The sequence below is a fragment of the Actinomyces sp. Z16 genome (assembly GCF_003111765.1).
Taxonomy (GTDB): Bacteria; Actinomycetota; Actinomycetes; order Actinomycetales; family Actinomycetaceae; genus Actinomyces; species Actinomyces glycerinitolerans.
Genome location: NZ_CP027862.1, coordinates 106,315 through 128,676, shown reverse-complemented (window position 1 = coordinate 128,676; position 22,362 = coordinate 106,315). Strand labels below are relative to the sequence as shown.

At 67.0% G+C, this 22,362-nt stretch carries 17 protein-coding genes and 1 pseudogene; 8 read left to right on the top strand and 10 right to left on the bottom strand.

Annotation, left to right across the window (positions count from 1 at the left end):
- Positions 1-38 precede the first annotated feature (38 nt).
- Positions 39-446 carry a phage holin family protein gene (locus tag C3B71_RS00540; RefSeq protein ID WP_108965368.1) on the top strand — a complete coding sequence of 136 codons (408 nt, stop codon included), beginning with the start codon at positions 39-41 and terminating at the stop codon, positions 444-446.
- An 83-nt stretch (positions 447-529) separates the two neighbouring features.
- On the opposite strand, the gene C3B71_RS00535 is transcribed toward C3B71_RS00540, so the two are convergent.
- The 4 genes from C3B71_RS00535 to C3B71_RS00520 form a co-directional block, all read right to left on the bottom strand.
- A complete protein-coding gene (locus C3B71_RS00535) occupies positions 530-2,581 on the bottom strand; it encodes a hypothetical protein (RefSeq protein ID WP_108965366.1) in 2,052 nt (683 codons plus the stop codon).
- On the bottom strand, positions 2,581-2,805 hold the full coding sequence (locus C3B71_RS00530) for a hypothetical protein (RefSeq protein ID WP_108965364.1): 225 nt from the start codon (positions 2,803-2,805) through the stop codon (positions 2,581-2,583). Before C3B71_RS00530 ends, C3B71_RS00535 begins: the two co-directional genes overlap by 1 nt.
- A 175-nt stretch (positions 2,806-2,980) precedes the next feature.
- Entirely contained in the window at positions 2,981-3,751 is a 771-nt protein-coding gene (locus C3B71_RS00525) for a hypothetical protein (protein WP_108965362.1), read from the bottom strand.
- 812 nt (positions 3,752-4,563) lie between these two features.
- Positions 4,564-5,874, bottom strand: coding sequence for a DDE-type integrase/transposase/recombinase (locus C3B71_RS00520; protein WP_442778373.1), 1,311 nt, complete (start codon positions 5,872-5,874; stop codon positions 4,564-4,566).
- Positions 5,875-6,770: 896 nt separating this feature from the next.
- On the opposite strand from C3B71_RS00520, the gene C3B71_RS16250 reads away from it, so the two are divergent.
- Both C3B71_RS16250 and purB read left to right on the top strand, forming a co-directional pair.
- Positions 6,771-7,358: an ATP-binding protein gene (locus tag C3B71_RS16250; RefSeq protein WP_234415986.1), complete on the top strand. Its 588-nt coding sequence runs from the start codon at positions 6,771-6,773 to the stop codon at positions 7,356-7,358.
- Between the two features lie 331 nt (positions 7,359-7,689).
- On the top strand, positions 7,690-9,114 hold the full coding sequence (purB, locus tag C3B71_RS00510; protein ID WP_108969367.1) for an adenylosuccinate lyase: 1,425 nt from the start codon (positions 7,690-7,692) through the stop codon (positions 9,112-9,114).
- A gap of 110 nt (positions 9,115-9,224) precedes the next feature.
- On the opposite strand, the gene C3B71_RS00505 is transcribed toward purB, so the two are convergent.
- Positions 9,225-10,004, bottom strand: a complete 780-nt coding sequence (locus tag C3B71_RS00505; protein WP_108965360.1) for a hypothetical protein — start codon at positions 10,002-10,004, stop codon at positions 9,225-9,227.
- A 543-nt stretch (positions 10,005-10,547) separates the two neighbouring features.
- Here C3B71_RS00505 and C3B71_RS00500 point away from each other — a divergent pair.
- The 3 genes from C3B71_RS00500 (at position 10,548) to C3B71_RS00490 (ending at position 13,913) form a co-directional block, all read left to right on the top strand.
- Positions 10,548-10,829 (top strand): metal-sensitive transcriptional regulator, encoded by a 282-nt coding sequence (locus C3B71_RS00500; protein WP_108965358.1) that lies wholly within the window; start codon positions 10,548-10,550, stop codon positions 10,827-10,829.
- An 89-nt stretch (positions 10,830-10,918) separates the two neighbouring features.
- On the top strand, positions 10,919-11,182 hold the full coding sequence (locus tag C3B71_RS00495; RefSeq protein ID WP_073333677.1) for a heavy-metal-associated domain-containing protein: 264 nt from the start codon (positions 10,919-10,921) through the stop codon (positions 11,180-11,182).
- 25 nt (positions 11,183-11,207) lie between these two features.
- Positions 11,208-13,913, top strand: a complete 2,706-nt coding sequence (locus tag C3B71_RS00490) for a heavy metal translocating P-type ATPase (protein WP_108965356.1) — start codon at positions 11,208-11,210, stop codon at positions 13,911-13,913.
- A 24-nt stretch (positions 13,914-13,937) separates the two neighbouring features.
- On the opposite strand, the gene C3B71_RS00485 is transcribed toward C3B71_RS00490, so the two are convergent.
- Together C3B71_RS00485 and C3B71_RS00480 are read right to left on the bottom strand one after the other, a co-directional pair.
- Positions 13,938-15,809: an SGNH/GDSL hydrolase family protein gene (locus C3B71_RS00485; protein ID WP_234415984.1), complete on the bottom strand. Its 1,872-nt coding sequence runs from the start codon at positions 15,807-15,809 to the stop codon at positions 13,938-13,940.
- A gap of 97 nt (positions 15,810-15,906) precedes the next feature.
- The gene (locus C3B71_RS00480) at positions 15,907-16,416 is read right to left on the bottom strand and encodes a hypothetical protein (RefSeq protein WP_108965354.1); all 510 of its coding nucleotides are present in this window, start codon (positions 16,414-16,416) and stop codon (positions 15,907-15,909) included.
- Positions 16,417-18,329: 1,913 nt separating this feature from the next.
- Between C3B71_RS00480 and C3B71_RS16855 the strand changes: the two genes are divergently transcribed.
- Both C3B71_RS16855 and C3B71_RS16850 read left to right on the top strand, forming a co-directional pair.
- Positions 18,330-18,725 (top strand): hypothetical protein, encoded by a 396-nt coding sequence (locus tag C3B71_RS16855; RefSeq protein ID WP_108965350.1) that lies wholly within the window; start codon positions 18,330-18,332, stop codon positions 18,723-18,725.
- Between the two features lie 515 nt (positions 18,726-19,240).
- Positions 19,241-19,363 (top strand): annotated as a pseudogene (locus tag C3B71_RS16850) (ISAs1 family transposase); the annotation flags it as partial.
- Between the two features lie 144 nt (positions 19,364-19,507).
- On the opposite strand, the gene C3B71_RS15675 reads toward C3B71_RS16850, so the two are convergent.
- From C3B71_RS15675 to C3B71_RS15670, 3 genes are all read right to left on the bottom strand, one after another.
- Positions 19,508-20,236: a hypothetical protein gene (locus C3B71_RS15675; protein WP_146752375.1), complete on the bottom strand. Its 729-nt coding sequence runs from the start codon at positions 20,234-20,236 to the stop codon at positions 19,508-19,510.
- 37 nt (positions 20,237-20,273) lie between these two features.
- Positions 20,274-21,023 carry an ABC transporter ATP-binding protein gene (locus C3B71_RS00460; RefSeq protein ID WP_234415982.1) on the bottom strand — a complete coding sequence of 250 codons (750 nt, stop codon included), beginning with the start codon at positions 21,021-21,023 and terminating at the stop codon, positions 20,274-20,276.
- A gap of 235 nt (positions 21,024-21,258) precedes the next feature.
- A complete protein-coding gene (locus tag C3B71_RS15670) occupies positions 21,259-22,359 on the bottom strand; it encodes a quinone oxidoreductase family protein (protein WP_146752374.1) in 1,101 nt (366 codons plus the stop codon).
- Positions 22,360-22,362: the final 3 nt, after the last annotated feature.

The window sequence follows — 22,362 nt, the reverse complement described above, 5'->3', positions numbered from 1 at the left end:
GGCTTCCCGCCACCCGCGGCGTCTGCGAGGATTGGGGCATGGACCTGATTGTTCGCACACTCGGGAACGCCGCCGGCCTGTGGTTGGCGGTGGCGCTGTTGGACGGCATGGTCGTTCCGGGCACGCCCAGCCTGGCGCTCACCCTGTTCAACCTGCTGGTGGTGGGCCTGATACTGGCGCTGGTGAACTCGCTGATCAAGCCGGTGGCCAAGGTGGTGGCCTTCCCTCTGTACGTGGTGACCTTTGGGCTGTTCGCCCTGGTGGTCAACGGGGCGATGCTCGTGCTCACCAGCTGGATCACGGACGTGCTCGCCGGGGTGAGCCCCGGAACGGGGATGACGCTGGGCCTGCACGTGGCCTCCTTCGGCACCGCGATTGTGGGCTCGCTGATCGTGTCGATTGCGTCGGCGATCATCGTCGGCCTCCTGGGACCGAAACAGCGCTAACTGGGTGCGCACCGCCCGCCCAGGGGCTCACGGGCGGCAGGGGCGGGGTCGGGCGGCGGTAGTGCACCCCGCCCGCACGGGGCTCACCCCTTCTTGCCGACGGTGCTCGCGGCCTTCTCCCAAGCCGTTTCGGGGCTGTCGCGGGTGATGTCGAAGATGATCTCGGTGGTGTCGGCGCCGGACTCACCCGACCCGGTCAGGCCGGCGAGTTCTTCGGTCCACTGGTCGATCTGGGGGTCGCCACTGATGCCGTCGACGGCGTCGGCGTAGATCGGCGCCCCATGCGGGTAGCCGTTCACGCCGGCGGCCTGGGTGTCCACGGTAACCACGGTGCGGGTGGGCGTGCGCGGGGTGGCGGTGCCGTCGAGCGCGGGCACGGCGTCGCCCGTGTTCTCGATGTGGAGGGCGTTGACGTTGTCCGGCAGGTTCGCGCCCGCGGTGGGGCCGCCGGCGGTGAGCAGGTTGGTGATGTTGAACTGGGCGTTGACGGCCGGGTCCGCGGCCACGTTGGAGGCGGTGATGGCGCCCTGGGAGTGGCCGTAGAGTCCGACCTTGTCCCCCGGGGCGATCCCGGCCTCGCGCATGGCGGTGACGACGGCGCTCTCCATGTCCGTGGGGCGGCCGGAGACGGCCTGGAGGTTGGTCAGCAGGTCCTGCGGGTTGGTGTTGCCGCTGCCCCAGTCGGTGGTGCCGGGGACGACGACGAGCCAGGAGGTGGTGCCGTCGGCGTGGTCGGTGCGCAGGATGGAGACGATGCCGGAGGAGGTGTCCTCGTCGCTGCCCTTCATGTCGGCGGAGTAGCGGATGACCTCGGCCGCCGTGCCGGGCTGTGGCGCGGTCGTGCACGCCTGCGGCATGCCGGCCGCAACCGCGGGCACGGCGGTCCCGAGTCCGAAGGGGTCCTGCACGCCGGTCGGGACCGTGACGGACTGCCCGCCGTGCGGGGTCGCGGTCACGCCCGTGGGCTCCCCATAGCGTTGCGTCCCCGCCTGCTCCGAGCGCAACGCCAGGTAGTAGGCCACGCGCTGCATGGGCGTCAAGGAGGAGGTGTCCACCGTGCGGCTGCCGACCTGCACCTGCGCGGGCAGCGCGGCGGTGATGGCGGGGTCCAGCTCCTCGGCGACCTGCCCGATGTAGGTCTCTATGACCGCGGCCTCGTGTCCGGTGTTCGCCTGCTGCGCCCACACCGTAAGACCGACGAGGATCAACAGGTCGGTGGTGGCCCAGCCCGCTAGCAGGGGGTCGTTCAGCACGGTTTCGAGTCCCTGGAGGGCGTCGTCGACGCCGTCGGGCAGGGTGACGCCGTCGGCGCTGAGCAGGGCCAGGATTGCAACGGCCACCTGGGCTCCCGGGGAGGTGCTTGTCACGCCGGGGATATTCGATCCCAGGCGCACCCCCTGTAGCAGGAGGAGCCACTTGCCGTCGATCTCCGTGTCGGCATCGGTGTAGGCGGTGCCGCAGGCAGTGACGTCGGTGGCGAGTGTGCGCAAGCTGGAGGCGGCGTCGTCGAGGGAACCGACCCCGCTGGTGAGTGCCTCCAGGGCGGCGATGGCATTGGTGCGCTCGGTGGCAGAGGGGCCGAGCGCCCAGACGAGGCACTGCCCGCCGCCCGAAGTCAGGGCGTCGCTCTTGGACGCGAAACCGGAACTGCTCTGGTCGGAGGCGGTCGAGGACTGACTGGACGTGCCGAATCCGAAGTCGCGCTGACTCGAGCCGAACAGGGGCTGGGTGTACATGGTGAATCCGAGGCCGCCGCAGCGCAGGTCCGTCAAGCAGGTCAGTGCCAGGTCGCGGGCGTCCTCCAGCCAGTCGGCGGCGCTGTTGAGGGTGGCGGCCAGGCCGGTGAGGTCGTCGGTGTTGACCCCGTAGGCGCCCCCGCTGACGACGACGCTGGTGCCGCTCGCCATGCCGGGCCAGGTGAGGCTGTAGGGAAGCGTCGCGTCCGGGGTGTAGGGGCCCGCACCGGCAGGGGTGCTCGCCTGGCCGGTTGCGGGCTGCCCGAACGGGGTGGAACCGGCGGGGACACCGCTCGGAGTGGCGGTGCTGACCAGTGGGGTGCGCAGGTCCAGCGCATCGAGGGCGTCCAGGTCCTGGGCGGACGGAGTAGACGGAGCGGGCGAGGTGGTGGTGCTCATTAGTTCTCTCCCTCTTGACTCTTGGCGTTCTCGTATGCGGTCATGGCGCCTTGGGCGTCGGTCATGAGCGTGTCCAGACCGGCGATCAGCGCGACGACGTCGTCGAGGCTGGTCTGGCAGGCGGTTGCGGCGGCGCCGGTCCAGCCGGCCGGCACCGAGGCCGGGACCATGGCGGTACCGGTGGTGGTCTTGTCAGCGGCGAGGCTGAGGAGAAAGGAAGACATGCCTCGAAGCTAAGGCGGCGGGGCACGGCCGTGCAGAGGGCCTGTGAATGCGGCGAGCGCAGGGGTGCACGAACACTCCCTGTGGGTTTTGGCGAGCGCCCCGGTGCGCCGCCGGGCTAAGCGCGTCGAACGGGCAACTGGCGGAAGCGCGGCGGTGCGGGGCGACCGCGGATCTTTACGCGGCGTCGGCCGGTTGCGGGGAGCGGCGGTCGTTGCGGACGCCCGCGCGCAGGGCGATCGCGCCGACCGCATCCACACCGACCGCCAAAGCCAGCACCAACCACCAGGAGGGCGCGATCAGGGTAAGGCCATAGGCGGCTGCGGCGGCAGCAACCAGCGCAACGGCCGCGAGCGCCGCGACCACGGCAGTGCTGCGCCGTCCGACCAGCTCCATGACTGCGAGCAGGCCGACGCCCACCGCCAGGCCCACGGCGGCAGCGGTAGCCGCTACCAGCAGCGTCTGCTCGGTTCCGGCCAACGCCAGTCCGGCCCACGCGGCCAGGCCTGTGACCGACAGCAGCAGGTCGAGCACCACCAGCAGCGCGCCCGTGCGCCCACCGGGGCGCAGCTCCCCGACGGCGGTCGCGGCCGAAGTCCCGGCTGCGGCCTGTGGCCCGGCGCCGACCGCGGCCGAAGCCCCGGGTGCTGCCCGTTGCCCGGAGGCACTACCGCCAATGGTCGATACGCCGGCCGCCGGCACGGCAGGTCCGCCGTGGCGCAACGCGAGGAATCCGCCCAGCGCCATACACGCCGTCGCCACCCAGGGTGTCGGGAACGGCACCAGCTGCGGCAGTAGCAGCACCGCGGTTACGGCTACCGGCAGCGCGGGCGCGGTCGCGCGCAGCAGGGCGCGGGCCCGGGCGGCGATCGGCACCAGATCGTTGATCCACTGGGGCACGTCGGCGGAACTCGGTGCGGGCGAGTTGCGGCTGGAGGGCTCGCTCATGGGGTCATCCTCCCCTCCGATCTACCGGCACGCCCGCAGGCCGGGCCCGGCTTCCCCGGTTGACGGTTCGTGCGTTAAGGAGCTCTTCGTGTGTGGGGGTGTGGCTGGTGGTGTGTTCTGGCCGGTCCGAGGACGGCCTCTCCCGCGCTCAAGCGCTACCTTCCTGCGCCCGAGGATGGCTTGTCCTAGACCTGAGGATGTGGGCGGTCAGCGGCGCTGCCCTCCCGCGCCCGAGGGAGGCCTCGCACCACGAGCACAAGCACCGCCCATCCTCAAGCTGCCCTCCCGCGCCCGAGCGAGGCCTGCCGCATCGTGGTTCCATGCGGCCGCACCCTCAAGCTCAAGCGCGAAGCACCGGTCAGCGCTGGTCGGCGCTGGTTTCCGACCTTGGGGTGCGGTTTACGACCCCGGGGTGGTCGTAAACCACACCCCAAGGTCGTAAAACGACATGACAGCCGTCCCACGGGAGCACAGCCGACCCGGGAATCGGGGACCCCTCGGGATCACGGGTGTGGTGGTGCACAGGTAAGAGCCTGGCGGCAGTCATTGTGGACGTCCGGCAGGAGCATTCTGGCAGGCCCGATGGGAAGGGCAGGCGCAATTGATCGCCGCGAGCCTGGACAGGCCACAACAGGTCCCGGCGGACGCGGCGGTTCGGGCGGGAGGACTCGGCTGCTCGCCTGACGGGGCACCCTTCTCGGGTCGACGATTCGACACTTCCGACGACGGTACGTACCTTCTGATCAACGATTCGTACTCCTATGGGACGGTACGTACCTGTGATGTCTCAGGACATCGGTGACAGTTTTGTGTCAGGACATCGGTGACACTTGGTGTGTCAGGACATCGGTGACAGTTGTGGTGGTTGGTGGGGTTGGGTGTGTGTGGGTGGAGACGTAACGGACGCCGGGTGCGGGCCAGGGGTACTGGGCCAGGATCTCGCCTTGGGTGTCGGTGAAGGCGACTTGGTGGGGGTCCCAGGTGATGGTCACTGGCTGGTGTGCGTGGGTTCTGGATACCAAGAAGCTGATACCGGCCAGGCTGACCACTCCGTTAGCCCCGATGGTGCCTTGGCGCTGCCCTGAGGGCGGTGTTGTGGGCCGGCGCCTGGGGCGGGGTTGTGTGGGGATGCCGCCGACGGATACGGGCTCGTGGTGCTTGGGGCGTGGCGGGGCGGCGACGGGGGTGGCGTCCCACGCCTGCTGGGGTGTCATCCTCCCGGGCAGGGCCTGGTGTCCTCGCTCGGTGTTGTAGATGTGGTCGAAGGCGTCGACTTGGGCTTGTAGCTCTTCGATGGTGTGGGCCAGGGGCTGGTTGTCGAGGTAGCGGAACAGGGTTTGGTGGAAGCGCTCGTTCTTGCCCTGGGTGGTGGGCTTATAGGGCTTGGAGGTGATGGGTTCTACCCCCAGGGTGCGCACGTGGTCGACCAGTTTGCCTTTGCGGCCGCGTCGGGTGGGGTTCAGGGCCGTCCCGTTGTCGGTCAGTAGCCGCTGGGGCACCCCGTAGCGGGCGACGGCCCGGTCGAATACCGCGATAGCCGCCTGGCTGGTCTCGGCGGCGGCGACCAGGGATGCCACCGCCAGGCGGGAGTGGTCGTCGATGAGCTGGAAGATGACGACCTCGCGTCCTCCGGCGAGGACGTACTCGGTGGCGTCCATCTGCCAGCAGGCGTTCGGGGCCGGATAGACAAACCGGCGCCATGCCGCCCGGGGCCTCTTCGTGGGCTCGGCTCGGGCCACGCCGGCGGAGCGAAAGATGCGGGCCAGTGATGTCGGCGAGGGCGCCTTGAGGCCCATGGCCCGCATCTTGTCGTGCACGCTGATCGGGCCGCAATCCAGGCCAGAGCGTTCCAGCGCGGCACGCACGTCAAGGGCCTGGGAGCGTACCTGGTCGCTTATGCGTCCCGGGCTTGTGCGAGGACGGCGGGAGCGGGGCTCGAGTACCGCGGCCTCCCCGTCAGCTCGGGCTCGGGCCCGCAGCACATAGAAGGTCTTGCGGGAGATGCCCTCCTGTTCGCAGAACGTGGTCACCGCCCCGCGCGGGGCGTCATCAGGCCACCGGGCGATCGCCAGACGCACACGCGGATCAACACCACTACTGTTGGACTTCCTGACTGAGCTCATGCGCCCAAAAGCACACCAGAACTGTCACCCCCAACAACCCACGAACTGTCACCGATGTCCTGACACAGAACTGTCACCGATGTCCTGAGACATAACAGGGACGGTACGTACCTCTAGGTGCCGAACCGCCACGAGAGGGTACGAATCGCCGGTGCTAAGTGCCGAACCGTCAACCACAGGTACCAACCGCCAGGGCCCGCGCCGACCTACGCGCCAGATCCCACCCGGGAAAACACACCAGACAACCCAACCCACCCCCTCCCAGCACCCCGACCGACCCGCACCCGGCAACGAAGCGACGTAGCAGACGCACCCCGGGAGCCCGGCGTTGGCGATGCACCCGCCGCCAGCCACAGCACACGCACCTCAAACGCTACTGACCCAGGCATCAATGAAAAGGCCCGACCCCCGCACTCCAGCTGACAGCACCCACCCCCACCAACCACACCCACCAACGCGAAGAGCCAGATAATCTCGACCCGGACCTGGTAAAGAGCTTCATACGCAACGCAAGGGCGGGGTCAACCGCACTGAGGGAGCAGCCGGATGCCGAGGTTCTGCTCAACCTGAACATCCTGACGGAGGAGCGCGTAGCAACGGTAGCCGGCCTGTACGCCCTACCCGCAGAGACAGTTCCCTACTCTGGCAATCACGGCGGTGGCCACAGGCGATGAAGGCGGCTCACGGGCCACCGACCGGCTCAGGATCGACGGATCGATTCCGCGAATGCTTACCGCAGCCGTTGAGTGGGTGTCTCAGAATGCGCGCACCAACATCGAGCTCGGCGAGGACGGACACGCCCGCAACGTGTACGAATACCCGCGGCCGCCGTTCGCGAGCTGATTGCTAACGCGCTGGTCCACCGCGATCTGTCTGAGCCAGCCTTATCGAAAGGAGTGGAGATCCGCCTGACGCGCGTCCGTCTCATCATCTCAAGCCCCGGTGGCCTGTGGGGACTGACCGTGGATCAGTTGGGTACTCGTGACGGCAAGTCGGCCGTCAACGAGCGCCTGTACGACATCTGTACCTTCACCACCGACGCCGATGGACGTCGCATGATTGAGGGTCTGGGAACCGGCATCCGTGCTGTGCGCGAAGCCCTGCGCCAAGCCGATATGGAGCCTGTCCGCTTCCAGGACACCGGTGTACGATTCACGGCGCTGTTGCCGAGGGCGGCACTGCTATCGCCTTCCGACTTGACTTGGCTCGCCGACCTCGACACCGAGGGGCTTGGAGTCGAGCAGCGTCATGCCCTGGCAGAGATGAGACACGGCCGTCCTGGACCAACTCGACCTACAGGCGTCGGTTCGGTCTGGACTCCGCTGAGGCCCGGCGACAGCTGCAAGAACTTGTCAACCTGGGACTCGCCGAAGTTTCAGGAACGAAGGGCTCAACGTCTTATGCTCTCGCCCCGATCGAACAACAGCCCGACAGCTCGGAACACTCGAACCACGAGGTCGAAGACCAGGTTCCTGAGGAAGTAATCGCTGTTTCCGCCAACGCCGCCGCGGTCTGGTCCTGTCTGACCACACCGAAAACGCGCGCGCAGATCACCGAGGCGACGGGATTGACCGGCCGCCAGGTCAAATGGGCGCTCGACCGCCTGAAGACCGCCAGTTTCGTCGTTTTCCATGGCCGCCAGGGCTCCACCGCCACCGCCTACCGTCGCGCCTGACGCGTCCCGCCTGCATCGCGACCTACTGCGCACTTCCTGCGCGCCCTCCGCAAGCAGGTTTTGCTCCGGTCGTGCGGCGCCTGACGGCGTTCTCTGAGACGCCCGCCCCCGCCACCGCCGCAGCTGGCAGAATCGGCGTCATGGTCGACCTCGCCACCGTCTCCCCAGCCATCGCCCTCGGCCCGCTCGACGGCCGCTACCGCGCCGCCGCCGCGCCACTGGTCAGCTACCTGTCCGAGGCGGCCCTGAACCGGGCGCGCCTGCGTGTGGAGGTGGAGTGGCTCATTCACCTGACCGACCGCCGCGTGCTGCCCGGCGCCCCCGTGCTGTCCGGCGCTGAGAAGGACTACCTGCGCGGCGTCGTCGACTCCTTCGGCGCGGCGGAGATCGCCGAGCTGGCCGAGATCGAGGCGGTCACCCGCCACGACGTCAAGGCGGTGGAGTACCTGCTCAAGCGCCGCCTGGACGCCGCCCCGGACGTCCTGGGCGCCACGGCGCTGCCCGAGGTGCACGAGATCGTCCACATCTTCTGCACCAGCGAGGACATCAACAACCTCGCCTACGCGCTGACCATTCGCGACGCCGTCGCGCAGGTCTGGCTGCCGGCGGCCCGCGGGCTGGTGGACGACCTGGCCGCCATGGCCCGCGAGCACGCCGACGCCGCCATGCTCGCCCGCACCCACGGCCAGCCGGCCACCCCCACCACGCTCGGCAAGGAACTGGCGGTTCTGGCCCATCGGCTGCGCCGCCAGGCCACGCGGGTGGAGGCCGCCGAGTACCTGGGCAAGATCAACGGCGCCACCGGCACCTTCGGCGCGCACGTGGTCGCGGTGCCCGGCGCCGACTGGGAGCAGATCGCCCGCGCCTTCGTCGAGTCCCTGGGCCTGACCTGGAATCCGCTCACCACCCAGATCGAGTCCCACGACTGGCAGGCGGAGCTGTACGCCGACGTCGCCCGCTTCAACCGGATCGCCCACAATCTGGCCACCGATGTCTGGACCTACATCTCGCTGGGCTACTTCCGCCAGCGCCTGAGTGCGCAGGGGTCCACCGGTTCCTCCACCATGCCGCACAAGGTCAACCCGATCCGCTTCGAGAACGGGGAGGCGAACCTGGAGATCTCCTGCTCCCTGCTGGATACGCTCGCCGCCACCCTGGTCACTTCCCGCCTGCAGCGCGATCTGACGGACTCCACCACCCAGCGCAACGTGGGCGTGGCCTTCGGGCACTCGCTGCTGGCGATCGACAACATTCGCCGCGGCCTGGCCGGGCTCGACGTCGACCACTCCCGCCTGGCGGAGGACCTCGACGCCACCTGGGAGGTCCTGGGCGAGCCGGTGCAGCAAGCCATGCGCGCGGCGTCGGTGGCCGGGGCCACCGGCATGGCCGACCCCTACGAGCGGCTCAAGGAACTCACGCGCGGCAAGCGGGTCACGGCCGCCTCCATGCGCGAGTTCATCTCCTCTCTGGGCATGCCCGCCGACGTCGAGGCGCGGTTGCTGGCGCTGACGCCCGCGACCTACACGGGCCTGGCCGCCCGCCTGGTTGGTCACCTGGACGACTGAGCCGCAGTGCCGCAGGGGCGCCGACCTGCGATGGTGCCGCCTTCGACGACGGCGTGCGCCGTATGCGACGACGCGCCCAGACGACTCGGGCATCGAGGCGCGGCGGGGCCTCACATGCTGGCGAAGACGATCATGATCAGGATGAAGACCACCCAGCCGATCCCGGTTGCCACCAGCTTCTCGATGTTGCTGGTGTCTTGGTTCTGATTGCTCTGATTGCGCGGTTGGGGTGCCGGGCGTGAGCCGTTTGGCGCCGAGGCCGGAGGGCGTCCGTAGGGGTCCTGGACGGGTGGACGCGGCCGCTGTGGCGGTGGGCCGTAGGCGGTGGCGGACGGCATCGCCGGTCGCGGACGGTGCGACTGCACTGGCGCGTAGGGATTCTGGGCCGGGTTCCCGGTGCCAGGGGGCGGCATTGTCCCTGCAGGCATACCGCCGACGGCACCGGAAACTTGTCGCGGTCCCGGCGTCGGGACGACACCGTAACCGGCCGCGACACGTGAGGACTGCCGCTGCATGGGAACCGACACAGCCGGGGTCGGCGCCACCATTCCCCGGCCCGATGCCGACGGGGAGGCGGGCTGCGCCTGGGGCCGGGCGGTGGACTGGCGGTGGCTGGACGTGTGCGTGGCCTGCTGGTGCTGCTTGCGGGTGGTGGGCTGAGCAGTGCGGGGCCGGGTGGCGCCGGATGACGAGGCGGGACGCGCATCGGCGCCACCCGCCTCAGAGGCGGGCGCGGCGTCTAGCACCGAGACGTCGAAGATGGGCGAGCCCATGAGCGGGTCGCCCAGGACACTGCCGAAGGGGGCGTCGTCGAAGCCGATGTCGCTGGGTTCCCAGCCGATCGGAGCCCATGAGGCCTCCAGATCCGCGGGGACGCGCTGCTCAGTCATATGACCAGCATCCCACAGCCGATGCATCTCAGCCCAGGCATCATCCCTCCCACACTCTCCTCCTGACGAGAGCCTCGATACGGGGAACCACCCGCATCGCTGTCACGGAATGCACCAGTTTCAGCACAGGCCGCGGGTGACCCTCTACGGACATCCGCATGATTACGCGGATCACAGTGTCGGCCGTACATCGACACGAATGAAAGTGGTGCACTTTGTGACACCACCTGCGTGCCATCTGCTTGGGTCTCGCCACCTCCCCCACTGAATGCAGCTGCAAGCAGCCAGATTTCAGACATCGGGTGCCAGCCGCCGAATCCGTCGCCTTCCCCGACACTTTGCACCCTGCTCCGAGGCTTTGTTCTCTGGTGTGCGGCAAACTCCCGTACACCAGGAGGCGAAGGGTCGCAGCAAGCGTTCGTGGTGAGGTGTCCGGTCCACCCAACAGGCATTGCAACCCCTACCCCCTAGGGGTATCGTAAGGGCCGTCGGTCAGCACAGATCGGCCGGCACTACGTGCACCACGTACGGGCAGGGGGAGTGATGGCCGGATATACGGGAACCAAGGAGGACTACCTCAAGCGGCTCAGCCGCATCGAGGGCCAGGTGCGCGGCATCTCGCGCATGGTCCAGGAGGACGCCTACTGCATCGACGTACTCACCCAGGTTTCCGCGGTCACCAAGGCGCTACAGGCTGTCAGCCTCGGCCTGCTCGAGGATCACATGAACCACTGTGTCCTGCACGCGGCGCAGTCCTCCGACGAGGAGGGCCGCGCCAAGATCCGCGAGGCCTCCGACGCGATCGCCCGCCTGGTCAAGTCCTGACCCCGCCTCGCGGGCTGCGCCCGCCCACGCCGGCATCCGCCGCCCGCAAGCCAGACCCAAAACCGCACACCGAAATCAAGGAGCCCATCATGTCCGAGTTCACCGCCGACGGCGTCGACCGTACCACCACCCTGAGGATCTCGGGGATGACCTGCGACCACTGCGTCACCCATGTAACCGAGGAGCTGGAGGCCCTCGACGGCGTCAAGAACGTCTCCGTCATTCTCAACAAGGGCGGCCAGTCCGTGGCCACGGTCGTCTCCGACGTCGTCCTGTCCGACGCCGCCCTGGCCGAGGCCATTGACGAGGCGGGCGCCTACACCCTCGACGCCGTCGAACGCGACGCCGCCTGAGCTCACACTGGAGGCCGATCAACACATGTCTGAGCCGACTCAGCCCACCACCACCGACCTCGCCCCCAGCCCGGCGCCGGTCGCCACCGTCGACCTCGCGGTCGGGGGGATGACCTGTGCCTCCTGCGTGGCGCGCGTGGAGAAGAAGCTGGGCAAGCTCGACGGGGTCGAGGCCTCCGTAAACCTCGCCACCGAGTCCGCGAAGGTCACGCTGACGCAGCCGGTGTCCAACGAGGAACTGATCAACGCGGTAGCCCGGGCCGGTTATACGGCCACCGTCACCGACCGTACCGAGCTCCGCGCCGACGACGGCGCCCCGGCGCCCGACGCCACTTCCAACACCACCGCCGAAGCCCGCGCCGAGCGGGCTCCCGGATCCGGTACGGCGAGCACCTCCGAGTCCGACAACGCCGGGGCACTCCTCCCGAACACCGATACCGCCGCCGACACCGGGCCCGTCGGCACGTCGACTGCCCCGGACTCCGCGACGCCGCCGACACCGCCCCCCGTGTTCGGCCAGTCGCAGGCCGACCGCGCCGAGTACCTGCGCACCCGACTGATCGTCAGTCTGGTGCTGTCGATCCCGGTGATGGCACTGTCAATGCTTCCGGTGCTGCAGTTCACCGGCTGGCAGTGGGTGCTGGCGGCGTTGGCCCTGCCGGTGGCGACCTGGGGCGCTTGGCCCTTCCACCGCTCCGCCCTCCGAGCGCTGCGGCACGGCACCTTCACCATGGACACGCTCGTATCCCTGGGCGTGATCGCCGCGACCGGCTGGAGTCTGTGGGCACTGCTCTTCGGCGGCGCCGGCGAACTGGGCATGCGCATGAGCATGGAGTTCATCCCGCGCGCCCAGGGGCACCAGGTGCACATGTACTTCGAGTCCGCCGCCTGGGTGACCACCTTCCTGCTGGCGGGCCGTTACGCGGAGGCACGCGCCCGCTTCCGCTCCGGCGACGCTCTGCGCGCCCTGCTTCAGCTAGGCGCCACCCAGGCCACCCGGGTCACACTGACCTCCCCCGCCGGTTCCACCGACGCCGTCGACGTGCTCGACGACGACGGCGCCCCCCTACCCGATGCCACCCGCTCCGAGGAGACGGTCGCGATAGACGCCTTGGCCGCCGGAGACCTGTTCGTGGTGCGGCCGGGCGAGAAGATCGCCACCGACGGCGTGGTCATCGAGGGCCGCTCCGCCGTGGACGCGTCCATGCTCACCGGTGAATCCGTGCCGGTGGAGACCGGCCCCGGCGACGCCGTCACCGGCGGCTGCATGAACACCTCCGGCGTGCTGCTGGTGCGGGCGACGGCGGTGGGCGCGGGGACCACGCTGGCGCGCATCGGCGCAATGGTCACCGACGCGCAGGCCGGCAAGGCGCCCGTGCAGCGGCTGGCCGACCGCATCTCCGGGGTGTTCGTGCCCGCGGTGATCGTACTGGCCCTGGCCACGCTGCTGGTGTGGCTGCTGCTGGGGCACCCGGCGCAGCACGCATTCATGGCCGCCGTTGCCGTGCTGGTGATCGCCTGCCCCTGCGCCCTGGGGCTGGCGACGCCGACGGCGCTGCTGGTCGGCTCCGGGCGCGCCGCCCAGCTCGGCGTGGTCATCAAGGGCCCGGAGGTGCTGGAGTCCACGCGCACGCTGGACACGATCGTGCTGGACAAGACCGGCACCGTCACCGAGGGCCGCATGCGCCTGGACGCCGACGGGATCGTCACCTGGGACGCCGCCGAAGTAGAGGGCGGGGTGGGAGAGACCCTCTCGGCTACCATCCGCGATCCTCGTTCCTCGGATCGCTCCCGCCAGCCCCACCACGCCTTCGAGGACCTCTCCCACCCCGCCCCGGGGCTCAGCGGTACACAGGCCGCCGCCCTCGCCCTGGCGGGAAGCGTGGAGGCCGCCAGCGAGCATCCGGTGGCCCGGGCGATCACCGAGGCCGCCAAGGAACGGCTCGAGCAGGTGCCGGCGGTGCGGGACTTCTCCAACCACGAGGGGCGGGGCGTGTCCGGCACCGTGTCACTGGACGGAACCGCCTACCGGGTCCGGGTGGGCCGCCCCGCCTGGCTGGCGGAGCAGGGCGTGGACCTGCCCACGCAGGCGACCGACGCCGTCGCCGCCGCGCAGGAGTCCGGGGCGACGGCCGTCGTACTCGCCGTGGACGGCGTCGCCCGGGCGGTGCTGTCCGTGCGGGATACGGTGCGCTCCTCCTCCCGGGAGGCGGTTGCCGCACTGCGCGAGCTCGGCGTCCGGCCGATGCTGCTGACCGGTGACAACCGCCGCACCGCCGCCCGGGTGGCTCGGGAGGTCGGTATCGACGCCGCCGACGTGCGCGCCGAGGTGCTGCCGGGCGACAAGCGCGATGTGATCGCCGGTCTGCAAGACGAGGGCCGCGTGGTGGGCATGGTCGGCGATGGCGTCAATGACGCCGCGGCCCTGGCTCAGGCGGGCACGCGCGGGCTGGGCTTCGCCATGGGGTCGGGCACGGACGTGGCCATCGAGGCCGCGGACATCACCCTGGTGCGCGCCGACCTGGACGCCGTGGTGACGGCCATCCGCATCAGCCGGGACACGCTGCGAATCATCAAACAGAACCTGTTCTGGGCCTTCGCCTACAACGTGGCCGCAATCCCCCTGGCCGCGGCGGGAATGCTCAACCCGATGATCGCCGGCGCCGCCATGGCCGCCTCCAGCGTCATCGTGGTCACCAACTCCCTGCGCCTGCGCAGCGCCGGAAAATAGCTGGAGGACATTACCTTGGCTACCTCACCTTAGTTGCCTGCGTATGGCACCCCGGATTAGGACGGTGCCGACAGCTGTAGCGGCTAAAGAGATAGCAGCAAAGGGCAGTCCAGCGCTGAATCCGGTGTTGGCCAGGCGGGTTCGCGCGTCGTGTGCCGTTGAGCCGGCCGGGGTTGTCGGCAGTGATAACGGCGTTTCAGTCGCCACGGCCGTTCCCAGTGCTGTCGGATTATCGGCGGCTGTTGCTGGCTGGTTGCCGGCCGCGGCCGCATCTCCCGCGGTATCCGGGGTGGGAGCGGCCGGTTCCGGGTCCGTCGCGTCTGCCGGTGCGGCCGTAGTTGCCGAGTCGGTCGGGTCTGATGCATCCGGCGCTGTGCCCGCACCGTCGGGCGTGGGCACAGGGGCGGCGGTTGCCTGATCGTCGTCGGGGCAGTTCTCGCCGACGACGCACACTCCGGGCTGATCCTCGGTGGGGTAGCCGGAGTCGGGGTCGCAGACGTCGCCGATGCCATCACCGTCATAGTCGGACTGGCTGTAGTTGTATGCATCCGGGCAGTTGTCGAGCTCGGGCGGGGTGTTGTCGCCGTCGTCGGTAATCTGCACCTGGGTGGTGTACACGTCGGTCTGACCGTCGTCCTGGGTCACGCGCAGGCCGACTTGTCCGTCGTACAGGTCGGCAAAGGTGTAGTCGATGACCGGCTCGGTGGAGGTCTGCTCGAAAACTCCGTCGCCGTCCAGGTCCCACTCGTATGTAGTGATGTCTCCGTCGTCGGCATGGGATCCGCGTGCGTCCAGGGTTAGGGTGCTTCCCTCCTTGGCGACGTACGGGCCCTGGATCCACGCCTCGGGTGCGTCCTCAGCCGTCGTAACGCTGTCACTTACGGCGTAGGACGCCGCCACAATCGCGGGGCTACTTGCGGGCTTGACATTGGAGGGCACACCCACCTGGTTGATGATGAGGTTGGCCATCTGCTGGTGGCCGATGATGTTGGGGTGGTAGAACTCGGCGGCGTCCAGGCTGAACGTGGAGGTCGTCTTGCCGTTGGCGGCCAGGCGGCCGCGGGTCTCAAAGAATTCATTCAACCACCGGTAGTCGTTGCGAGAATTCGTGGCAGGGTCAGGCTCGTGCCCATCAAAAGCCGCCACCACGCCGTCAATATAAGTGACCTTCAGTCCAGGGTGGGTGGCATTCCAGTTCTCGACCATAGCGGCCTGCTTGTCCCGGGCAGTCTCACTCAGAGCACGCACCCCGGTGCCGGCGTCGTAGGAAACGGAGCCGAAGAGGTCCTTCAGAATGTAGCTGCGGGAGGTGGCCAGGCGCGGGTAGCCGACCAGAATCACCTGGGCGCCGTCGGGTAGGCGATCGTCGATCAGCTGCAAAATGTTGCGGGTGGAGCCCATGACGTCGTCCATCAACGCGTTGGCCCCGTCGACCTTGGTCTTGCAGGACTTGGCGTCACGCAGTCCCAGTGTGAAGCACTTTTGTACGATGTCCGCGAACCCCACGTCGTTGCCGCCGATGGTCAGCATCACCAGGTCGGTGTCGGTAGGCATGGCGGCCACCTGACCCGATCTCCCAAGCAGGTCGTCGGTCACCGCGCCACTGTGAGCCAGATTGGTCAAAGTGGCGGAGACGTTCTGGGTATTGACCCAGTCCACATAGCGGTGCGCCCAGTTGTTCCGGCTACGGTAGGCGCTCTTGTCATCCCCGTAGTAGTCCCCGGCACCGTTGCCCGCAGAGTAGGAGTCCCCCAACAACACCACCCGCAGGCTCCCGCCCGCCTGCGCGGCCGCCGCCGGCGTGGGAGAAGCAACGATCAGGAACGGGACCAGGATGGTCAGCGCGAGCAGACCTACCAGCAGGGTGCGCAGACTGCGCCGGGGACGGAACATCATGGGGAACACCTTTCAGGGAAGGGGCAGGAACAGAGACAGATATCAGACAATTCGGGTCAGAGCTGGGTCAGAGGCAGGCCCCACAGAGCGCCTTCACTCACCGGTAGGTCAGAGACACACGCACAGTACCATGCAGAGCATCGGCAGGATCGGCGTCGTCGACCAGAGAGATCAGCAAGTTCAGTGGGCCGTCGAGCCGCTGATCCTGGCGGGAGGACTCCCACGCGCCGGGCAGCGAGTACTCCCCGCCCGCCCAACCGTGATCGACGGCGTAGTCCACCAGCTCGCCCATGAGGTCCTCCGGTGCGACGGCGTCGCCGCGAAACCAATGCCGCAGCCACACGGTGGACGGCTTGGACAACAGGCTCGGCGACGGCGACTGGCTGGAGCGCACCGCCTGGTAACCGGCGATCGTGTCGGCACCCATGGGATCCTCGGCCATGACCTCCACCGGCCTTACGGCCACGGCCCCGGTTGAACGCAGCCACCACCACGCCCCACCGCCCAAAGCGGCGCCGACAGCCGTAAGCCCCAGCAGCCGGCGCGGCACGCGCCGGGCCCCTCCGGAACCGAGAGCATGCGCGGCGGCCTCGTCGAAGTCGCTCATAAGAAGTGCTCCTTTCGTACCGGCATGAGGACGAGCGTGATGTTTACAGGTGGGGCGTTCCGCCATCTTGGCAGGGCGCCCCACCTGCTTTCAGGGACCGCGCCGAGGCCGGGCCGCTTCAGCATCTCACGTCCAGCGCATGAGCTTGGTGGAGGCCCAGAACAGGGCCGCTCCGACCGCGCCGGTCACGCCGAGCCTGATCAGAGCGTCGCTCAGCTCGGCCACGCCCGTCAGCGGCCAGCGCAGCGCATCGAGCAGATAGGTCAGCGGCAGGAAGCCGGAGATCGTCTAGGGGCGTGTTCAATGGTCTGTGTAAGCCCTGATTGAGAGGACCTATTGTCATGACTGTGAGTGATGAGGAGAACGCCGCGCCGTCTGGGACCGTTCCGACTGGGCGTGGTGTGGCCCGGGAGCTGGCTGCCGTGCGGCGCGCTGGACGGCCTGTTTGAGCAGGCCCGGGTCCGGCGAGGCGGGTGCTCACCGGTGCTGACGGTCTGCTGCCGGTCTTGTTGAAGGAGGCCTAGGGGTGCGGGGCCAGGCTGGCGGAGCCGGCTCGATCACCTGGGCCACAGGGAAGGGCCAGCACACCACCGCGGCGCGGGAGAATGCCCGTAATGGCACCACGACCAAGACGATCGACTCGCCAGGTGGGTCCCGTTCGAGACCTGTGGTCCCCCGGGACCGGGCCGGAAGTTTCACGCCCCGCCTGGTACGTAAGGACCGTGCGGCGCACGGGGCGGCCTGGACTCGATGATTGTGAGCCTGTACGTCGGCGGCATTGAGGGTGCGGGAGACCCCGCCCGCCACCTGGAGACCACCGTTGGGGCGGGTGCTGTCGGGGCGGGGGCGATCAACACAGGTCACCGACGGGCGTGTGCGAGGCGGTCCTTGAGTGGCCCAGCCGACCCCTGGGTGGAGTCCTCATTCCCGGTCATCTACCAGGGGCGCCATCCGCACCCAGGGTCCGTGCCGACCACCGCGCGGGCCACCAGGCCTGGCCCCGCATCGCCGTGGGGGGACGGGCATGGACGGCTGTCTCGCACGTGACTTAAGTATCTGGGTGCAGGGGCGAGGAAGGAGCCTCGCTGAAGGGCGGCTCGTGTGCGCCCGTGCCGGCACAACCGCGGCATCATAGGGGCGTGCTGATCGTAGTGGGGGCACCTCCCGCACGAGAGCGCCAGCGCCGCGGGGGAATGCGACGGGCTGACCGGCCTGCCCCAGGGCGAAGCGAGGCAGGCCTGGCCCGACACTGCCTGGCCCCGGACCTGCGTGGGTAGCACCCGGGTTCGCGCCCCTGGATGCGGTTCGTGGCCTATGCGGTTCCGCAAGCAGGCCTGCTAAAGCGCTCAAGCCCGTCTACACCGCCCCCAACGAGGAGGCCGCCCTGGGGGCCCTGGCCGATTTCTCCGACCAGTGGGGCTCCAAGTATCCCCAGGGGCGGTGACGACCTGGGAGCGGGCCTGGGAGCGTAACACGGCCGTTCCTGGCGTACTCCGGCCGACGGGGCGCCGGGTCATCTCTCCCCCACTGCGTGGGAGGTACCCCCTCCACCAACTCCATCGAGTCGCCCAGCTACCAGCTGCGCAAGGTCTCGAAGAACCGGGGCCAGCACCCGCTCCGATGAGGCCGCCGCGGGAGCTGTTGTGGCCGGCAGGTCTGCAACACCCGAGGGTCAAGCGCGCCCGAGAACGCGCCAAGGAGAAGAACCTACCCGCCAGCAAACGCAAGGCCAAGGGCCGCATGGTCGAAGGACAAGTCACCACCAACAGGCAAAGCAAGCCCTCGCCCAGCTCACCGCCGCCTACCCCGAACGAATCCGCCCCTACCTGCAAGCAACAACCCGCCTACACAGAAAACTCGACAGGCTCCCCTGCTGGCGCCCCACGACCTTACCGGCGCGGTGGTCACCGCTGATGCGCTGCACACAGACCGACACAGCGCAGCGGATACGCGACCGGGGCGCCGACTATGTGCTGGCCGTCAAGGGCAACCAGCCCGGCCTGAGAGCGAAGCTGAAGGCCCTGCCCTGGGCCGACGTCCCCGCCATCGCCGGGGTCGACACCTCTCACGGGCGGCGGGTACGCCGCACCATCAAAGCCGTCCAGGCTCCGGCGTGGACCTGCTTCCCCGGCGCCGCCCAAGTACTACAGATACGCCGCACCCGCACCACCCACACCCGCGGCAAGAACACCAAGCGCAGTACCAAGACCACCACCGAGGTCGTCTACCTCATCTGCTCCATACCCGCCCGACGCCCAGCCCGAGCAAGTCGCCGCCTGGATGCAGGGCCACTAGGTCCTGTTGTGTAAGTACTTGGGTGGCGGTGTGTGGATGTTGAGCCTGTCAGTTGGACCGCTGTTCCCCGGATGGACCCCTGTTCCCCCGTTGGACCGCCGTAGCCGCCGGTTACAGCGGTCCAACGGGGCGTGGGCGGTCCAACGGGGCGTGGGCGGTCCAACGGGGCGTGGGCGGTCCAACCGGGCCGGTACAAGACCCACTCGCCCCCTTCGACTGTCGGCAACCAGGCCCCCGACACCGCGGGAACGCCCTACGCGCCTGACTGCGCACACCAATCCTCGCTAAGCACACAACCGGCCCGCCCACAGGCACCCACGTCGACAACCCGGCTCCGGGACGACGCTCCCAACAGCGCAAGCGAGCTCACGAAGGCGCGAGCGAGCTCCCGAAGGGCGCACGCAGCCCACTCAAACTCGGGCCCCACAGCCACCAGACACGACCAACTCACCATCCGCCACCAGACCACCACCCACATCGCCAGCACCGCCCCACCACCACAAACGACTTACACAACACGACCTAGGCGATCGAGAACCGACTCCACTGGGTGCGCGATGTCACCTACGACGAGGACCGCCACCAGCTGCGCACAGGCGCCAGGCCGCAGGTGATGGCCACCCTGAGGAACCTGGCCATAAGCCTGATCCGCACCACCTACGTGTGGCCCCGCCACCACCGGCATCGCCTCAGCCAACCGGGCCATGACCCGAAGACCCACCAACGCCATCAAACTCCCAACAACCCCCTAACCAGCGACTTTGCCGAGCCCCTGACATAGGACACCGCCAAAACACTATGAAATATCGCTTCTCACCACAAGCCATACTCCACACGCCGCCGGCACCACTACCCAGGTAACAATCGAAACGAACACCTGCGCCGTGGACACACCATCACTTCCGGCCACAAATATCGACGACGAATGCTCTAGCGACACCCATTTTGCGAACCGCCCTATACCCGGCACCTGAGCCAGTAGCACAGTGATAGGCGGTACAACAAAGTACGCCCCCAAGGCCAGCGTTGTTTCGCGCCACAACAAAGCCATAGCGAGACCAAAACCAACATTGACCACAAGCGGTAGCCCTAAAGCAAGAACTTCAAAAAGCCGGAATTCCCACGTAACATCGATCCCGCGTAACTCTTGAGCGAACAATCCTGCCACCGCCGACAACACTAGAGTTATCGCGTATGCGACTCCCAAGAAAACCAACCCCACTAATGCCTTCGCCCACAGCACACGCAATCGTTTAGGAGTTTGAACGAAGGTGACAAGGGCCGTCCCCCTAGTCCACTCCTCACACACCAACAACATCAAGGGAACCGCGAGCAGCGTAACGGCCGGGCTAGCGACTTGTCCGTATGCTCTGATCCACGACTCACCGTCCCGGAAAAGGACCGTCGCAACCACAGTCATCCCGATCGTCAACAAACTAGTAACCACCAATATTGTGATCGCCGTGACGGTATTCGTAGCTTTATGCCATTCGGACCTCACAACACGGGACAGCGTCGAACCCATGTGAACACCACCTCCAGTATACTCATCAGACACCTGTTCATTTCGCGCGGGCATCATTACCCCCACGTGAGCTTGACGCCGTAGCTTCGAGATAAACACTCTCTAAGTCAACTCCCTTGTGAGCTAGCTCTGAAACCTCCACCGTGCCAATAACCCGACCGTGGCCAACCATAACCACCTCGTCCGCGATACGCTCCATCTCCGCCAAGAGATGCGAACTAACGAGAACCGTACCGCCCCGTCCCGCAAAGTCCCTCAACAACATCCGAATCCAACGGATACCCTCGGGATCCAGACCGTTCACAGGTTCGTCAAGCACTAGCACGTCCGGAGAAGGTAACAACGCCAAAGCAAGCGCCAGGCGTTGTCGCATACCCAACGAGTAAGTGCCAATCCTCCGGCGCCCTTCCGCTCGCGTAAGACCACAGATATCAAGCACGTCATCAACCCGGTTGCGAGATATTCCGAGAACGGTAGCAGCGCAACGCAACACGCTCGTACCCGTTCTTCCCGGATGCTGCCGGGAAGCATCCAACACCGAGCCGACAACGACGCCGGGATTACTTAACTCTACATACTGACGGCCGAACACCGTCGCGGATCCGGCGGTCGGAGAAACCAGTCCAAGCAGACAGCGTAAAGCGGTCGACTTACCCGCGCCGTTCGGGCCAACCAGCCCAACAACCGAACCGGCAGTCACGCCGAACGTGAAGTCGACAACGGCATCAACCCTCCCGTAGTGTTTAGCCAAATGATCAATTGTAATCACGGCCTCATTCGCGGACACATCTGCCTCCTTCACTCGTCCACACCCTTACCTCGATTAAAAGAAGAGTACCCCAAAATCGCAACGACCGCAGACGTAGCCGCACCGAGTCCGCGAGGTAGCCAAACGCTGCCGCCGAGGCTACGACACATCTCTCCGACTAAATCGCCGGCTCCGACCGCGACTATCACGACCAGAAAGAAACGAACCATCTTATCCATCATAGCGTAAATTATCCTTCCTGTGTCGACGTTGCTCACGCTAGCTGCAGCACCACTTTACCGAATCTACTCCGGTCAACAAAACTACGGTTCACAAACTCAATACCATCGTCGACCCGAAAAACCGAATCCACAACTGGTTCCAGGACGCCATTCTGAAATCCAACGATCGCTTCATCAAGGTCGTCGCCGGTGCCGAGGCAGTGTGCCTTCATAGTCAGCAATTTAGGGATCGCGAGCGCAAGCCCTTCACGCACAATCGGTTCCGTTGTCTCCGGCGTGCCTTCCGAAAAGAGTGGGTGTTGATCCCGGAAACCACACGTCATATACCTACCCCCCACGCTCAAACAACGTACCGCAGCGCTAAAATTAACGTCGAAAAACGGGTCGAAGGCATGCGTAAACCTACCAGTACCATCCGGAAGCTGCGTACCCTTTACCGAGCTCAGTACAGTCGCCGGCGCAATTCGGCTCCGTTCTTCAGAAGTCCACTCCGAGCTCGACACGCCAACAGGCACAAAACCGTAGCTCAATAGACATTGAATAACAAACAATCCGGTCGAAGACCGACAACTAAATACGATCGGGTTGCCTCCCGCATCAACAATACCTGAACTTCGGACCATGGCGGTCGCAGTCTGCGCACCTAGAGAGAAAGCTGCCGCAGCGACATCATCCATCCCATCAGGAACCCGCGCCAGCTTGGCCCGCGGCAACTTGAAATAGCCGAGCGAAGCAAAGTTCGTCGGGATTCCAGGCATCACGCCATGGACGCCGGAATATGGGTATGCCCCATTACCCATTACACGATCACCAGGTGTTAAGTCCGAAACGTCTGCACCAACTTCGAGCACCTCAGCGCAAAACTCGGATCCGAACGGAACGAAAGTAACACCACCACCCCGAAACGCGCGGACGTTCTCTATCAATATAGCTTTGTCTCGGAAGTTGCACGACAATGACCGTACCGCTAACAATACTTTATCGCGATCATCAGACGAGACGGCGTCGAAACTCGGTATTGTTACATCAACAGTCCCGAACACAACCAAGTATGAGCCCAGCTTAACGCGGCCCAATTCCTTAAACCCGGATTCATCCTCGCGGCCTTCCACCGCCGCTACAAGTGTCCGCATGCT

Bases quoted from the DNA above. Each gene is read 5' to 3' on its own strand.
- C3B71_RS00540 (WP_108965368.1), top strand. From the start codon at position 39: ATGGACCTGATTGTTCGCACACTCGGGAACGCCGCCGGCCTGTGGTTG.
- C3B71_RS00535 (WP_108965366.1), bottom strand. From the start codon at position 2,581: ATGAGCACCACCACCTCGCCCGCTCCGTCTACTCCGTCCGCCCAGGAC.
- C3B71_RS00530 (WP_108965364.1), bottom strand. From the start codon at position 2,805: ATGTCTTCCTTTCTCCTCAGCCTCGCCGCTGACAAGACCACCACCGGT.
- C3B71_RS00525 (WP_108965362.1), bottom strand. From the start codon at position 3,751: ATGAGCGAGCCCTCCAGCCGCAACTCGCCCGCACCGAGTTCCGCCGAC.
- C3B71_RS00520 (WP_442778373.1), bottom strand. From the start codon at position 5,874: ATGAGCTCAGTCAGGAAGTCCAACAGTAGTGGTGTTGATCCGCGTGTG.
- purB (WP_108969367.1), top strand. From the start codon at position 7,690: ATGGTCGACCTCGCCACCGTCTCCCCAGCCATCGCCCTCGGCCCGCTC.
- C3B71_RS00505 (WP_108965360.1), bottom strand. From the start codon at position 10,004: ATGACTGAGCAGCGCGTCCCCGCGGATCTGGAGGCCTCATGGGCTCCG.
- C3B71_RS00500 (WP_108965358.1), top strand. From the start codon at position 10,548: ATGGCCGGATATACGGGAACCAAGGAGGACTACCTCAAGCGGCTCAGC.
- C3B71_RS00495 (WP_073333677.1), top strand. From the start codon at position 10,919: ATGTCCGAGTTCACCGCCGACGGCGTCGACCGTACCACCACCCTGAGG.
- C3B71_RS00490 (WP_108965356.1), top strand. From the start codon at position 11,208: ATGTCTGAGCCGACTCAGCCCACCACCACCGACCTCGCCCCCAGCCCG.
- C3B71_RS00485 (WP_234415984.1), bottom strand. From the start codon at position 15,809: ATGATGTTCCGTCCCCGGCGCAGTCTGCGCACCCTGCTGGTAGGTCTG.
- C3B71_RS00480 (WP_108965354.1), bottom strand. From the start codon at position 16,416: ATGAGCGACTTCGACGAGGCCGCCGCGCATGCTCTCGGTTCCGGAGGG.
- C3B71_RS16855 (WP_108965350.1), top strand. From the start codon at position 18,330: ATGCGCTGCACACAGACCGACACAGCGCAGCGGATACGCGACCGGGGC.
- C3B71_RS15675 (WP_146752375.1), bottom strand. From the start codon at position 20,236: ATGGGTTCGACGCTGTCCCGTGTTGTGAGGTCCGAATGGCATAAAGCT.
- C3B71_RS15670 (WP_146752374.1), bottom strand. From the start codon at position 22,359: ATGCGGACACTTGTAGCGGCGGTGGAAGGCCGCGAGGATGAATCCGGG.